Source organism: Sorangium sp. So ce119 (genome assembly GCF_051524405.1).
In the GTDB taxonomy this organism is placed as follows: Bacteria; Myxococcota_A; Polyangia; order Polyangiales; family Polyangiaceae; genus Sorangium; species Sorangium cellulosum_G.
Genome location: NZ_CP150310.1, coordinates 10,412,442 through 10,426,148, shown reverse-complemented (window position 1 = coordinate 10,426,148; position 13,707 = coordinate 10,412,442). Strand labels below are relative to the sequence as shown.

The window sequence follows — 13,707 nt, the reverse complement described above, 5'->3', positions numbered from 1 at the left end:
CGAGCAATAGAATTACGATGGAGCCGCGGGCGGGCCGATTGGAGTTGAAATCGACCCTCTGATCGCTGACATTCGATCCGAGAGGTGATCTGCCCATGCGGAGATCCGGGTTGAGCCTTCGATCTCTCGGCTGGCTCTGCGCTCTGGGTTCCTGGGCGCTCGCCTGCACCGGGCAGCTCGGGGATCCGTCTCCGGGCTCGGCGAGCGATGGAACGGGCAGCGATGTCCCCCTGCCGCAGGCCGACGGCAGCTTGCCCTACGCGGCGCCACAGCCCGCCTCCGCGGCGCTGCGCGCCCGCACGTGGCTGCTCACCCCGGAAGAATACGGCCGCTCCGTCCAACACGTCCTCGGCGTGCCGGTCGACGTTTCCGACATGGATCCCGTGCCGGACAACGGCGTCTATCCGAACATGTCCACCAGCGGGCTCGTCCGCGCGACCCTGGCCGAGCAGTACGCGGCCAAGGCCGAAGCCGCGGTGCTCGCGCTCAGCGATCAGCAGCTCCTCGCGTTGATCCCGTGCGGCAAGGTGAACGCGACGTGCAAGGCGGACTTCCTGCGCGCGGCGGTGAGCAAGGCGTTCCGGCGGCCCGCGACGGCGGAGGACCTGACCAGGTACGGGGAGGTCTTCGATCTCGCCGCCGCGTCCGGGGATCCGGAGCTGCCTTTCCGCTGGGTGCTGAAGGGCGTGCTGAATTCACCCTATTTCCTGTACCGGACCGAGATCGGCGCGCCGAGCGACGAGGCGAGCGCCGCGTTCCGGCTGACGGACCACGAGATCGCGACCTTCCTCTCGTACAGCGTGCTCGGCGCGCCGCCCACGGCGGCGCTGATCGCCGCCGCCGATCGCGGTGAGCTCGCCGATCCCGCGCTGCTCCCTGGCCATATCGAGGAGCTCCTCTCGACGCCGGGCGCCGCCGACCAGCTCGGCCATTTCCTCCTCCAGTGGTTGCGGCTCCACACGTTCGAGGCCGAGGTCGAGAAATTCGAGGACGTGTTCCCCGGCTTCGCGGACGTGAAGGCGGCGATGTTCGCCGAGACGCAGAGCTTCCTCCGCGCGCACGGGGGCATGCAGGGCTCGATCGCGAGCCTGCTCACGGCGCCTGTGACCCCGTCCGATCGCGCGCTCTCCGCGTTTTACCGCAGCGACGCCTCGGGCGCGACGGACACCGCGCGGAGCGGCCTGCTCTCCCTCGGCTCCGTGCTCGCCAGGACCGCCAAGCAATACCTCACGTCCCCGACGCTCCGCGGCCTGTTCATCCGCGATCAGCTGCTGTGCCAGCACATCACGCTGCCCGAGAACTTCACGCCGCCGCCGATCGAGGAGAGCGAGCTGCGCACGGCCCCGAAGACAACGCGCGAGCTGTACGAGACGCACGCCGCGCAGGCGGCCTGCAAGGGCTGCCACGCGCTCACCGACGATATCGGCTACATGCTCGAGAATTTCGACGGCGCGGGCCGCTACCGGACGCTCGAGCAGTACAGGAGCCCGTCGCTCACCGCGCCCGCGGCCGCGCCGCAGCCGATCAACGCGGTGGGCCGGCTGGTCAACACCGACGTCGACGGCGCGTACGACAGCGCCGCCGCGCTGGGGGAAGCGCTGTCGCGCAGCACCTGGGTCCGCGAGTGCGTGGCGCGGCAGGCCTTCCGCTTCTATTTCGGCCAGGCCGAGCCTGCGCGCGGCATTCCGCCGGTCGTGCAGGGCACGGCGGCGCTGGATCGCACCGGTCTCCTGCGCGACCTGCTCGTGGCGCTCCTCTCCTCGCCGAGCACGGTGGAGCGCGCGCGCGAATAGCTCAGGCCATCGAGGATCGAACATGCCCAGGCCCTTCGACGTATCCCGACGCGACATCCTGAAGACGGCGCTCGGCGCGATGTTCCTGGCGCCGCTGCTGCGCCACCGCGAGGTCGAGGCGCAGACCGTCGTGCCCAGGCGGCTGGTGCTGATCTTCACGCCCGACTCGCACCCTCCCGAGTGGTGGCCGACCGGCAGCGGGTCCACGTTCCAGCTCCAGGAGCCGCTCGCCGATTTCCGCGGCCTGGAGAAGGACATGCTGTTCTTGCGGCGGCTCGACCACGCCTGGACGTTCGATAACCATCACGAGGCGGGCATGGCGCAGCTCTTCACGGGCGCGCGCTTCGTCGACGAGAGCTCACACCACGCGAACGGTCCCTCGCTCGATCAGATCCTGCTCAAGAACTCCGACCTGCGCGGCGGCACGCCGCTCGCGAGCATCCACCTGTGCGTCGCCGATCGCGGCGGCGCCGACAAGCGCCACATCATCTCCTACAGCGGCCCCGGCCAGCCGATGACGCACACGGCCGACCCCGCACGCGCGTTCGGCACGATCTTCAACGGCGTCAACTTCGGCGGCGACGCGCCGACGTCGCCCACCACGACGCCGGACGCCGTCGCGGCCGCGAAGCGCGCCGCCGACGAGCGCATCCTCCAGATCAACACCGGCGAGCTCAAGACCCTCCAGCGCTTCCTCGGCGAGGCCGAGCGCCAGAAGCTCGAGCTCCACGTGGAAGCGCTGTTCGAGCTGCAGCAGCGCATCAAGGGCATGGGCGGTAGCACGTCGGCCCCTGTCGGCGGGGCGTGCGAGCGCGTGGACACCTCCGGCTATGGCAGCAGCACCAACAACGCGACCACGATCACGCGCTGGGCGCAGATCCAGGCCGACCTCATCGTCAACGCGTTCACGTGCGATCGCACGCGGGTCGCGGACTACCACTTCAGCTTCTCCGGCGGCCACCACGAAGGGCTGCTCGGCTTCGGCCAGAGCTGGCACGACGTCGTCGCGCACGTCAGCCGCACGAACGACAGCGTCACCGTCGGCGGTCAGTCGATGACCACGCGCGAGGCCTTCATGAAGTTCGATCACTTCTGGGCGAGCCACGTCGCGTACCTGGCGAAGAAGCTCGCGGGCATCCGCGAGGGCAGCGGCACGATGCTCGACAACACGATCCTGCTCTGGGGCGTGGAGAGCGGCACGAACCACAACCACAGCCCGCGGGACATGCAGTACCTGGTGATCGGCGGGAAGAACCTGGGCGTGAACGTGGGTCAGTACATCAACAACACCACCGCGCAGAGCTCGAACAAGCTGCTCACGTCGGTGATGAACGCGCTCGGCCACGCCGCGAGCGGGATCGGCATCGAGCCGAGCTGCGGGCCCCTGCCGGGCTTCCTGGCCTGAAAAGCCACTCTGGACTCACCTCACCGAACGGCGCGCACACGCCTGACCTCGAGGTTCGCATCACTTGAGCTCCGCCGCGCTCACCCCGGTGAGGTGGCGGGGTCTCGTGGCCCTTCCGGATGAACGACGGCGCCCTCGGCCCGCTTCAGGCCGAGGCGCGAGAGCCGGGCCGGCGCGTCCCCGGGCGCGGGGTGCCGGATCGTCCCTTGCCGATCGTGTGGATCGAGCGGCGGCGCGGCCGGCTCGTTGCCGGTGATCTGCTTCAGGCCGTAGAAGCCGTTCATCGTCGCGGACAGCATCATGGCGCCGCGGCTCAACGACCGCGCGCCGCGCGCGAGGCGCTCGAGCACCGCCGCGGGGCTGAAGGCGCGATTCCACATCTGCCGGTGGGCGACGAGGAGCTGCTCGGGGGACATGCGCGCCGGCCGGAAGGCGACCCCGTAGCCGCTGTAATGGGGCCAGTCGCGCTCCTCGAGGATCCGCCCATCCCGCCGGTGCTCGTCGTACAGCGGCGTGCCCCGGAACGGCGTGAGGATGCTCAGGAACGGGACGTCGACGCCGATCTCGTTCAGCCGATCGGCCGTGGAGGCGATGACCTCCGGCGTCTGATCGTCGAAGCCCGAGATGAAGCCTGCCATCACGCAGATCCCGCGATCGTGCAGCTTGCGGATGGCCTCGCGGTATTCGCGCACGCGGTTCTGGCGCTTGTCGACGCTCTTCAGATCGGCCTCGTCGAGGCTCTCGATGCCGAGGAAGATGCCGATACAGCCGGACCGCTCCATCGCGTCGAGGAGCTCCCGGTCCTTGACGATATCGATGGATGCCTGCGTGAGCCACCAGCGGTCGAGCCCGGCGAGCTCGCGCAGGAGCTCCTTGGCCCAGCGGCGCTGGACGAGCAGGTTGTCGTCCCAGAACCAGGCGACCTTCTCCTGCCAGAAGCGGGGGAAATGCGTGGTGGCGATGTCGCGGATCACCTCGTCGACGGGGCGCACGCGGAAGCCGGGGTTGAGGTCGGGCACCGTGCAGAAGCTGCAGGTGAACGGGCAGCCGCGCGTCGCCTGGAGCACGCGGGGGACGAGGAAGCGGTCTTCGAGCAGATCGTAGCGAGGGGTCGGCAGCCCGGCGAGCGAGGCCGGTTCGCCGTGATAGACGCGGCGCTGCGTGCCGCGCGCGAGATCGCGCAGGACCGCGGGCCAGACCGCCTCGGCCTCCCCGGTGACCACCACGTCCACGTGCTGGAGCGCCTCCTCGATCCAGTACGAGACGTGCGGCCCCCCGGCGACGACGCGCACGCCGAGGGCGCGGTAGCGATCGGCGAGCGCGTAGGCGCGGCGCGCGAAGCCGGAGAAGAACGAGAGCGCGACGACGTCCGGCGCGGCGTCGACGGGGACGGGGCGCACCTGCTCGTGAAAGAGCTCGACCTCGTGCTCCGGCGGGGTGATCGCCGCGAGGTGGATCCCGGTGACCGGCGGGACGAAATGGAAGCGGTGTCCCCTGCGGTAGCGGGGGACGTAACTCACGACGATCCTCACCTTCATGGGCGCCTCCTCGGGAGCATGCGCCTCATCGGACCGGACTTGCGGTGACGACGGGGATCCGCGGGCGGGCGGAGATCCGATGAGGCGTGCTCAGGGTAACGGAAGGCGGCGCGGGGCGATTCCAGAAGCGGGAGGAGCTATCGTGGAGGGACGGTGGGGGGCGCGTGCGGGAGTCGAGGAAGCGAGCGTAGCGGAGACCGGAGGCTCGCCACCGTGGTAGGTTCCTGGCGACACTCGAGCACAATGAGGATGGAGGGCGAGCTCTCGATGCGCGTGCGTAAGATGAATCCGTCCGGCGTCCATGAGACTCCCGGCTATCACCACGTCACGATCGTCGAGGCGGGCCGGCTGGCCTTCCTCGCCGGCCAGTGCCCGCTCGACCTCGAGGGCAACCTGGTCGGCGCGGGCGACCACCTCGCGCAGGCCGACCAGGTGGCGGCGAACGCCATGACCGTCCTGGCCGCGGTCGGGGCGCAGCCCGCCGACGTGGTGCGCTCGGTGATCTACGTGGTCAGCGACGACCACCAGGTGCTGGACGCGGTGTGGCGGCGACTGAACGCCTCGGCGCTCGGCCCGGCCTTCGGTTCGGCCAGCACCCTGCTCGGGGTCGCCTCGCTCGGCTTCGCCGGTCAGCTCGTCGAGCTGGACCTGACCGCCGCCCTGATGAGCTCGTGATGCACCGCGGTCGCCACGCGCTCGACGATTCAGGAGGGTATCGACGCCTTCCATGAGGGCAGGCGAGGAAGCCATGCCGAGCGCGGGGCACGTGGCGAGCACGTCGTCCGCCGGACCGCGCGTTTGGAGCGAGTACTCGGCCCGGGATCGCGCGGGGATCCAGCCGAAGAGCCTGCCGAGCGCGCCGCGAAGCCAGAACAGCGCGCGCACCGCGCTCCGCACAGGTGCTCTGTCGACTATATTGCGCGTGAAATGCGCGCTGGAGACATCATCGACGACCAGTACGAGCTGCTGCGTCGCGCCGGGGCGGGGGGCATGGGCGAGGTCTTCCAGGCGCGGGATCGCCGTAGCGGCGAGACCGTGGCGATCAAGGTGCTTCTCCGCGGACAGGCCTCGGAGGGGCGCCGCTTCGAGCGCGAGGCGCGCGTCCTCTCCGAGCTCCGGCACCCCGGGATCGTCCACTACATCGCGCATGGCGTGACGGGCGCGGGCAACCCCTACCTGGTCATGGAGTGGCTCGACGGCGAGGAGCTCACTCCCCGCCTCAAGCGCGGCGAGCTCACGGCCGGCGAGGCGGTGGTGCTCGTCCGGCGCGTGGCCGAGGCGCTCGCGGCGGCGCACGCGCGCGGCGTCATCCATCGCGACATCAAGCCCAGCAACCTGTTCTTGGTGGGCGGTCACGTCGAGCAAGTCAAGCTGCTCGATTTCGGGATCGCCCACATCGGCGGCGCCACCCGGCTGACCGGAGACGGGATGTTCATCGGCACGCCAGGGTACATGGCACCAGAGCAGGCACGGGGAGGGGCAGAGATCGACGCGCGGGCCGACGTCTTCTCGCTGGGCTGCGTGATGTTCGAGTGCTTGACCGGCAGGGGCGCGTTCCTGGGCGAGCATCTCATGGCCGTGCTGGTGAAGATCCTGCTCGAGGAGGTGCCTCGGCTGCGCGAGCTTCGTCCCGAGGTGAGCCCGCACCTCGACGCGCTGGTATCGAGGATGCTGGCCAAGGAGCCTTCCTGGCGCCCCCGCGACGGCGCGGCGGTCGCGGCGGAGCTCGCCGCCATCGACCGCGGGCTGGCGACGTCGCCAGCGCCGACGGCCGAGGTGCTGGCGGGCAGAGAGCCCTCGGCGCTCACCTGGGACGAGCGGCTTCTGCTCTGCGTGGTGCTGATCGGCCTGGAGCAGCCGTTCGATGCCGGCGCGAGGCCCACGGCAAGACCGACCGTGGCGATGGCCATCGACCCCGAGCTCAGCCGGGTGGTCGTCGCGCACGGGGGGACGCTGGAGAGGCTCACGGACGGCTCGCTGATCGTGACCCTCGTCGGCGCGATGGCCGCTGACCAGGCGGTGCGATCGGCGCGCTGCGCGCTCGCGCTCCGCGCGCTCTTGCCCGGCCGCCCGATGGCGCTCGCGACCGGACGCGCGACGGCCGTGACAAAGCGGCCCATCGGCGGCGCGATCGACCGCGCCGTCGGGCTGCTCGCCAGGCATCCACCGTCACCGCGCGAGCCGGCGATCGCGGTCGACGAGGTGACCGCCCGGGTCCTGGAGGCCCGCTTCAAGCTGGAGGGCGGCGTCGAGGGAATCGCCTGGCTGCGCGGCGAGCTGGAGATCACCACCGGGGCGCGCACGCTGCTCGGAGAGCGGACGGCGTGCGTTGGCCGTGACACCGAGTTCGCGATGCTCGAGACGCTCTGGGCCGGGTGCATCGACGAGCCACGGTCGCAGGCGGTGCTGGTGACGGCGCCGGCGGGGACAGGGAAATCACGCCTCGCGCACGAGATGGTGCTCCGGATCCAGCAGCGCGGCGTCCAGGTGGCGCTCTGGCTCGGCCGCGGCGATCCGATGCGGGCAGGCTCGCCCTTCGGCCTGCTCGGGCAGGCGCTGCGGAGCGCGCTCGGCGTCCGTGATGGGTCGCCGATCGGCGCGCGGCAGCACGCGCTCCGGCGGCGCGTGGCCGCGCATGTGCCGGAGGCGGAGCGGGGGCGTGTTACGGAGTTCCTCGGAGAGCTCCTGAGCACCCCATTCCCTGATGAGCAGAGCCCGGTGCTCCGGGCGGCGCGGCAGGACGCGCAGCTCATGGGCGATCAGATGCGCCGAGCCTGGATCGACCTGCTCCGCGCCGAGACGGCCGCGCATCCGGTGCTCATCGTGCTCGACGACCTGCACTGGGGCGATCTGCCGACGGTCCGGTTCGTCGATGCGGCGTTGCGAGAGCTCCAGGATCAGCCCTGGATGGTCGTGGCGCTGGCCCGTCCCGAGGTCCACGATCTGTTCCCCAGGCTCGGCGTTCATGAGATTTGCCTCCGGGCGCTGTCCCCCAGGGCGAGCGAGCGGCTGGTGCGGCTGTCGCTCGGCGACGCGGTACACCCCGGCACGGTGCAGCGCCTGGTGGCGCAGGCTCAAGGGAATGCGTTCTACCTCGAGGAGCTGATCCGCGCGGTCGCCGCTGGCCAGGGCGAGACGCTGCCGGAGACCGTGCTGGCGATGATCGAGGCGCGGCTCGCGGCGCTCGAGGCCGGCGCGCGGCGGGCGCTGCGGGCGGCGAGCGTGTTCGGCGAGGTGTGCTGGTCGGGCGCCCTGGAGGCGCTGCTCACGGGCACCTGGTCCACCGATGATTTACGCCGCGGGCTCTCGACCCTCGTCGAGCAAGAGCTCCTCGTGAACCGGATGGAGAGCCGGTTCCCCGGGCAGACCGAGCTCGCGTTCCGGCACGCGCTGCTGCGCGAGAGCGCTTATGCGACGCTGACGGATAACGACCGCAAGCTGGGGCATCGCCTGGCCGCGGAGTGGCTGGAGCAGCACGGGGAGAGCGATCCGCTGGTGCTGGCCGAGCACTTTCGTCGCGGCGGGGAGCTGGCCCGCGCCGGGGCTTACTACCTGCGCGCAGCGGAGCAAGCGAACCACGGCGGAGACACCGAGACGGCCATCGCGCTGTCGCGGCGCGGACTCGAGGGGGATATCCCGGCGTCGGCGCGCGTCGCGCTGCTGGGCTTGCTCTGCAACACGCACGGATTGCGGCGCGAGTGGGCGGCAGCCGGCGCCTGCAGCGAGGAGCTCCTGCGCGTCGCCGTCCCGGGGAGCTTCCCCGCGATGATCGGCGCGGCGTTGCGGTGCATCCTGTCCCGACACCCAGCGCGAATGGAGGAGTTCGCAAGCGCCATGCTCGCGGGGCGGGATACGGCGCCACCGCCGGATTCGATGACGCAGGTGGCCTTCGGTTACATGAATGCCTGCGCCATCCTCACGCTGGGCGGCCGAGGGGACCTGATGGAAAGCGTCGCGCGGTGCGGTCACGCGCGGCTCGCGACCGCCGTCGCGCAGGATGTCGTCGCGCGCGCGTGGCTGCTCTTGAGCGATGGCGTCGGCGCGTGGAGCGGTGCGGGCGTCCTCTGGCGCTCTGCCCAGGCTGCCCGGGCGTCGGTGGGGCTCTTCGCCCAGGCCGAACACCGGCAGGGCGTCTCGATCGCCCGGTGCATCGCCGGCATCGGATGGTGGGTGCTCGGCGCCTTCGCGGAGGCGAGGCGCGAGCTCGAGGCGGGCCAGGCCGGGCTCCTGGGCCTCGGCACCGCGCAGGCCGCTGTGTGCTCGATCCTTGCGCTGGCCGACGCCGGCGCGCTGGAGCAGGCCCAGCGAGAGGCGTCCGAGTTCATCGCGCGGAGCCTCGAGCTGGGGCTCGGGGTCGAGGAGGCCGCGGGGCGCCTCGCGAACGCCGCTGTCTTGCGCCGCCGGGGGGAGCTCCAGAGGGCCGAGCGCGAGGCGGTTGCCGTGCTGGAATCGGAGCTGGCCCTGCCGATCGACCAGCTGGCCGCCGGGGTCGAGCTCGCGGCGACCCTGCACGCCTGGGGGCGCACCGCAGAGGCCCTCGCCGCCGCCGAAGCGGCGATGGCGCGGTACGCCTGCCAGGAGACCGCATTCGGCTTCCGGGGCGGGTTCGCGCGTCTGGTCCACGCCGAGGTCCTCCACGCCGCCGGGGAGCACGAGCGGTCTCGCGCGACACTCCGCGGCGCGAGGGATCACCTGCTCGCCCAGGCGGCCGCGATCCCCGACGGCTCGCTCCGCCGGAAATACCTGGAGGGAGTCCCCGAGAACGCCCGGGTCCTCGAGCTATCGCGGCGGTGGTTGGACGACGGCGATACCTAGCAGACCAGCTCGGAGGGCGGTGCGCTTCGGCATCTGCGCGCTCGAACGCGCTTTGTCGCGACGCCCGCCGGGCGCCGCTCAGAGGCGTCCGATGAAGAGACGTCGTGACGCTCGCGCACCGGGGTGGGACGAGGGTCAGCGCGAGAGCGCGCGGGCGAGGAGCTCGCGCACCCGGCGCGGAGGGCGCCCCAGGAGCTGCTCCAGCGCAGGATCGACGCGCGCGAACTCCCCCTGACGGCTGGCGACGAACATGCCGAGGGTCAGGTCCTGGATGGGCTCCGGCACGCCCCGCGCGGCGAGGCTCGCGCGGTACGCGTCGTCGGGCACGGTGACGCGCTTCATCGCGCGGCCCGTGAGGTCGGACGCGATCGCCGCCAGGTCGGCGAGATCGAGCGCCTCCGGGCCGGTGAGGGCCGGCGTCGGCCCCTCGAAGCGGGTCGCCTCCGAGGCGAGGACGATCGCGTCCGCCTCGGCGAGATCCTCGCGCGCCGTCCACGAGACCTTGCCGTCCTCGGGCGCGACGAGCTCTCCGCTCGCGAGCGCGCGGCGCACGAGCTCGACCGCGGTCGCGGCGTAGAAGCCGTGGCGGAGCGACGTGAACGGCAGCCCCGCGGCCTCGAGCAAGGGCTCGGTCGCCGCGTGGTCGTGCATCGGCGGGAACGCCGACGTCGCGCTCGCGCCCATGTGGCTCGTGTAGAGGACCCGCCGGGCGCCGGCCTCGCGCGCGGCCGCGAGCGCCGCGCGGTGCTGGGCGATGGGGTCGCCGCCGGACGCGCGGGCGTTCGACGACACGATCAGCACCCGCGACGCGCCCTCGAACGCGTCGCGGAGGCTCGCGGCGTCGTCGAAGTCCCCGCGCCGCACGCGCACCCCGCGCGAGGCGAGGTCCTCGGCCTTCCTCGGATCGCGCACGCTGACCCCGATCTGGCCCGCGCCGACGCGCTCGAGCAGGCGCTCCACGATGCCTTGGCCAAGCTGGCCCGTCGCTCCGGTGACGATGATCATGGGACCTCTTCCCTGGTCGCGGGCCGCCCGCATCGCGGCCCTGTTATCGTTGATACGAGAACGACGTTAGCACCGTTTCATACCGCTAACAAGAATCTGCTATCGCCGCTAACAACATCGCGGTAGGCAGGGACATGGGTCGGCCGATGCCCCCCGTCGCCGACGAGGTCGGCGGCCACGACGTCGTGCGCGCGCGGATCATCGCGGCGGGCGCCGAGCTCCTCGCCGAGGGCGGCCGCGACGCGCTGACGACGCGCGCCGTCGCCGCCGCCGCGGGCGTGCAGGCGCCCACGATCTACCGGCTCTTCGGCGACAAGCGCGGCCTGCTCGACGCCGTGGCCGAGCACGGCCTCGCGAGGTACATCGCGCAGAAGCAGGCGCACGTGCCGCTCGCCGATCCGCTCGAGGATCTGCGCGCGGGCTGGGACTTCAACGTCGCGTTCAGCCTCGCGCACCCCGCGATCTTCGCGCTCATGAACGGCGATCCGCGCCCGGGTCACCGCTCGCCGGTCGTCGCCTCGGGCCTCGCGATCCTGGAGCGGCGGATCCAGCGGCTGGCCCAGGCCGGGCGCTTGCGGGTCCCCGAGGAGCGCGCCGTGAACCTGGTGCGCGCCTCGGGGGTCGGGACGGTCCTTGTCCTGCTCGGCATGCCCGAGGACCGCCGCGATCTCGGCCTCTCGGTCGCCGCGCGCGAGAGCGTGATCGCGGCGATCACGTCCGCCGAGCCGATCACGGGTCGTCCCGGCGCCGCGGAGGCGGCGATCGCGCTGCGGGCCTCGCTCGACGACGCCGCGGTCCTCACCCCGGGCGAGCGACACCTCCTCACCGAGCTCCTCGATCGACTCGCGCGCTCGGGCGCGTGAGCTACGGGACCCAGCCAGGCACCGCGGCGGCCTGCTTCACCCACTTCGCCATCTGCGCCTCGTGATGCCCAACGACCGCGGGAGATCCGCGAGCCCCGGCAGGCGCTCGTCAGCCCCAGCCGCCTGTCAGGCGCGCTGACCGCTAGTACTGCGACCCATCCTTGCGCTGGAACTGCCACTTGCCGTCAGCCCCCATGACCGCCTTCAGATCATCGTCCGGGTACGACCCGGAATCACCCGGCAGACGATCTCCGACCTCGAGGTACACGACATCCTCCGTCGACCGGTTCACCAGATGATGCCCGTCGGGCTCTCCCCCCTTGAACCCCATGCACATGCCGGGGTGGAGCGTCGTCTCTCCTGCATCGGTGATGAGCATGGGATGGCCCGAGAGAATGTAGATGAACTCATCCTGGACCGAGTGCCAGTGACGCAGGGCTGACGCTGCGCCGGGCTTCAAGGTCGTGCGATTCACGCCAAAGTTCTTGAGCCCGAAGACATCACCCAGGACCTGCTTCTGCCGGCCGGCGACGCGTGAGGCGAACGGCTCCGGGTAGTTCGACGGCTTGGCGCGGGGCGGAACATCCGAAGCGATCACTGGACCTGGCTTGGTCACCTGTCTTCTCCTTCGTTCTCGAGAGCCTCGGCGGTCTCGTTGGCGGCTGCGCGCAGGAGCGACGGTCGACTGGCTCCGACGTCGTGCTCGCCAGGCCTGGAGACGGCGTGCACCTTCGTGCTTGCTCTCCGTCCCGCTCCTGTGGGAAGCCCTGTCATTGGCCGCGCCATTGTGCCACGTCGAGGGTGGGATCGGAACCTGGTCTGCTGCGGCGGCCGTTCACGCCCGCCTCCGCGCTCCGCGCTCCGCCCGCCCACCGGAAGACGTCGGGAAGCCCACGGTGCTGGCTGCGCTGCTGCCACGCCGCGTCCCAGGTCGGATTCCGCGTCCACACCGACGCGCGGGCCGGCGACTACCGCTGGCTCACCGTGCAGCACCCGGACCAGCCGTCCTTCCAGCTCGGGCTCTTCGCGCCGGGGCCGCCGACGCTCGACGCGGGGACCGCGCAGACGCTGCGCGAGATCGTGGCGAAGGGCGCGATGCCGCCGCTCGTGCTGATGGTCGACGACTGCCGCGCCGCCTACGACCGGATGCGCGCCCGTGGCGTGGAGTTCACGCAGGAGCCCGTGGAGCGCTTCGGCACCGTGGACGCCGGCTTCCGGGATCCTTCGGGCAACGGGTGGAAGATGATCCAGTCGCGCCGCTGAGGCAGGTGCGGGTTACGCGCGCAGATCGCGTCCGCAGCAGGTCACGTCCTCGGTCGCTTCGGGCTCGTCTTCAGAGGAGATCCCCTTGAACTGGGACCAATGGGTTCGGCAGATCCATCGCTGGTTGTCCATCGTCTTCACGGCGGCCGTCATCGTCAACATCGTCGCCATGGGACAGGAGAAGACGCCCGTCTGGGTGGGCTTCCTGGCGCTTTTCCCGCTCGTCATACTCCTGTTCAGCGGTCTGTACCTGTTCGTGCTGCCGTATGCCACGAACCGCCGCAGCGGGCGACACACCGATTGAACGGGCGGCCGGGCGCACAGCCATCCGCTGCATCGCCTGGTTCGGCCTCAGGAACTTCCACTCGCGAGCAGCGCTTCCAGCCGGTCGAGGACCTGCTCGTTGGCAGTTCCGCTGAGGGGGCGCATCCGCGCGGCGACCTCGGGGCTCTCGAACTCCTGGACCCAGGCCAGGTGTGTCTGGTCTCCGCGAGGGGTCAGCGTCACTGTGAGCCTGTACCATGGCTTCACCACGTGCTCGATCACGATCCTGGTATCGGGCTGGATCTCCCGGAAGACACTCTCGTTGGGGTGCGCCGCCGGCAGCACTGGTTTGCCGGGCGGCCACGTCTCAGGCCCAGTTGTCGATCCGCAATCCGTCAACCCGGCTGAAGTGCTTGGTGTTGTTCGTCACGAAGGTCAGGTCGAGCGCGAGCGCATGCGCCGCGATCAGCGCATCGAATTTGCCGATCGGCGTGCCCTGGCGGACGAGAGCTGCGGCAACTGTACCGAACCGCGCCGCCGCTGCCTCGTCGAACGAGACAACCGTCACACCTGCGGCGAAAGCGTCGATGATGGCGTGCAACTTACGAGAGCCGCGACGATCAGCACCATATCGCAGCTCCGCGAGCGTGATCACGCTCATGCAAATTTCCGAAGGCTTGTGCTCGAGCAGCCGCGTAGAAACATCGCCGAGACCGCGGAGGGCGTAGCTGACGGTGTCGGTGTCGAGCATGTACCGGAGC

At 71.0% G+C, this 13,707-nt stretch carries 12 protein-coding genes; 7 read left to right on the top strand and 5 right to left on the bottom strand.

Features of this window, described 5'->3' with window-relative positions; translation table 11 throughout:
* Positions 1-110: 110 nt before the first annotated feature.
* Both WME76_RS39475 and WME76_RS39470 read left to right on the top strand, forming a co-directional pair.
* On the top strand, positions 111-1,793 hold the full coding sequence (locus WME76_RS39475) for a DUF1588 domain-containing protein (RefSeq protein ID WP_437957314.1): 1,683 nt from the start codon (positions 111-113) through the stop codon (positions 1,791-1,793).
* Between the two features lie 22 nt (positions 1,794-1,815).
* A complete protein-coding gene (locus WME76_RS39470; protein ID WP_437957313.1) occupies positions 1,816-3,198 on the top strand; it encodes a DUF1552 domain-containing protein in 1,383 nt (460 codons plus the stop codon).
* An 80-nt stretch (positions 3,199-3,278) separates the two neighbouring features.
* On the opposite strand, the gene WME76_RS39465 is transcribed toward WME76_RS39470, so the two are convergent.
* Positions 3,279-4,736, bottom strand: a complete 1,458-nt coding sequence (locus WME76_RS39465) for a B12-binding domain-containing radical SAM protein (RefSeq protein ID WP_437957312.1) — start codon at positions 4,734-4,736, stop codon at positions 3,279-3,281.
* 267 nt (positions 4,737-5,003) lie between these two features.
* Here WME76_RS39465 and WME76_RS39460 point away from each other — a divergent pair, with 267 nt between their 5' ends.
* Positions 5,004-5,411, top strand: a complete 408-nt coding sequence (locus WME76_RS39460; RefSeq protein ID WP_437962208.1) for a RidA family protein — start codon at positions 5,004-5,006, stop codon at positions 5,409-5,411.
* Between the two features lie 252 nt (positions 5,412-5,663).
* A complete protein-coding gene (locus WME76_RS39455) occupies positions 5,664-9,551 on the top strand; it encodes a protein kinase domain-containing protein (protein ID WP_437957311.1) in 3,888 nt (1,295 codons plus the stop codon).
* Between the two features lie 135 nt (positions 9,552-9,686).
* Here WME76_RS39455 and WME76_RS39450 read toward each other — a convergent pair whose 3' ends face one another.
* On the bottom strand, positions 9,687-10,556 hold the full coding sequence (locus WME76_RS39450) for an NmrA family NAD(P)-binding protein (RefSeq protein WP_437957310.1): 870 nt from the start codon (positions 10,554-10,556) through the stop codon (positions 9,687-9,689).
* 134 nt (positions 10,557-10,690) lie between these two features.
* Between WME76_RS39450 and WME76_RS39445 the strand changes: the two genes are divergently transcribed.
* Positions 10,691-11,419 (top strand): TetR/AcrR family transcriptional regulator, encoded by a 729-nt coding sequence (locus WME76_RS39445; RefSeq protein ID WP_437957309.1) that lies wholly within the window; start codon positions 10,691-10,693, stop codon positions 11,417-11,419.
* Positions 11,420-11,561: 142 nt separating this feature from the next.
* Here WME76_RS39445 and WME76_RS39440 read toward each other — a convergent pair whose 3' ends face one another.
* Positions 11,562-12,035: a cupin domain-containing protein gene (locus tag WME76_RS39440; protein WP_437957308.1), complete on the bottom strand. Its 474-nt coding sequence runs from the start codon at positions 12,033-12,035 to the stop codon at positions 11,562-11,564.
* A 287-nt stretch (positions 12,036-12,322) separates the two neighbouring features.
* Here WME76_RS39440 and WME76_RS39435 point away from each other — a divergent pair, with 287 nt between their 5' ends.
* Together WME76_RS39435 and WME76_RS39430 are read left to right on the top strand one after the other, a co-directional pair.
* Positions 12,323-12,682, top strand: coding sequence for a VOC family protein (locus tag WME76_RS39435; RefSeq protein ID WP_437962207.1), 360 nt, complete (start codon positions 12,323-12,325; stop codon positions 12,680-12,682).
* An 85-nt stretch (positions 12,683-12,767) separates the two neighbouring features.
* The gene (locus WME76_RS39430; RefSeq protein WP_437957307.1) at positions 12,768-12,986 is read left to right on the top strand and encodes a hypothetical protein; all 219 of its coding nucleotides are present in this window, start codon (positions 12,768-12,770) and stop codon (positions 12,984-12,986) included.
* A gap of 47 nt (positions 12,987-13,033) precedes the next feature.
* On the opposite strand, the gene WME76_RS39425 is transcribed toward WME76_RS39430, so the two are convergent.
* Positions 13,034-13,291: an SRPBCC domain-containing protein gene (locus WME76_RS39425; protein ID WP_437957306.1), complete on the bottom strand. Its 258-nt coding sequence runs from the start codon at positions 13,289-13,291 to the stop codon at positions 13,034-13,036.
* Positions 13,292-13,313: 22 nt separating this feature from the next.
* Complete coding sequence (locus tag WME76_RS39420; protein WP_437957305.1) at positions 13,314-13,697, bottom strand: PIN domain-containing protein; 384 nt, start codon at positions 13,695-13,697, stop codon at positions 13,314-13,316.
* Between the last annotated feature and the right edge of the window lie 10 nt (positions 13,698-13,707).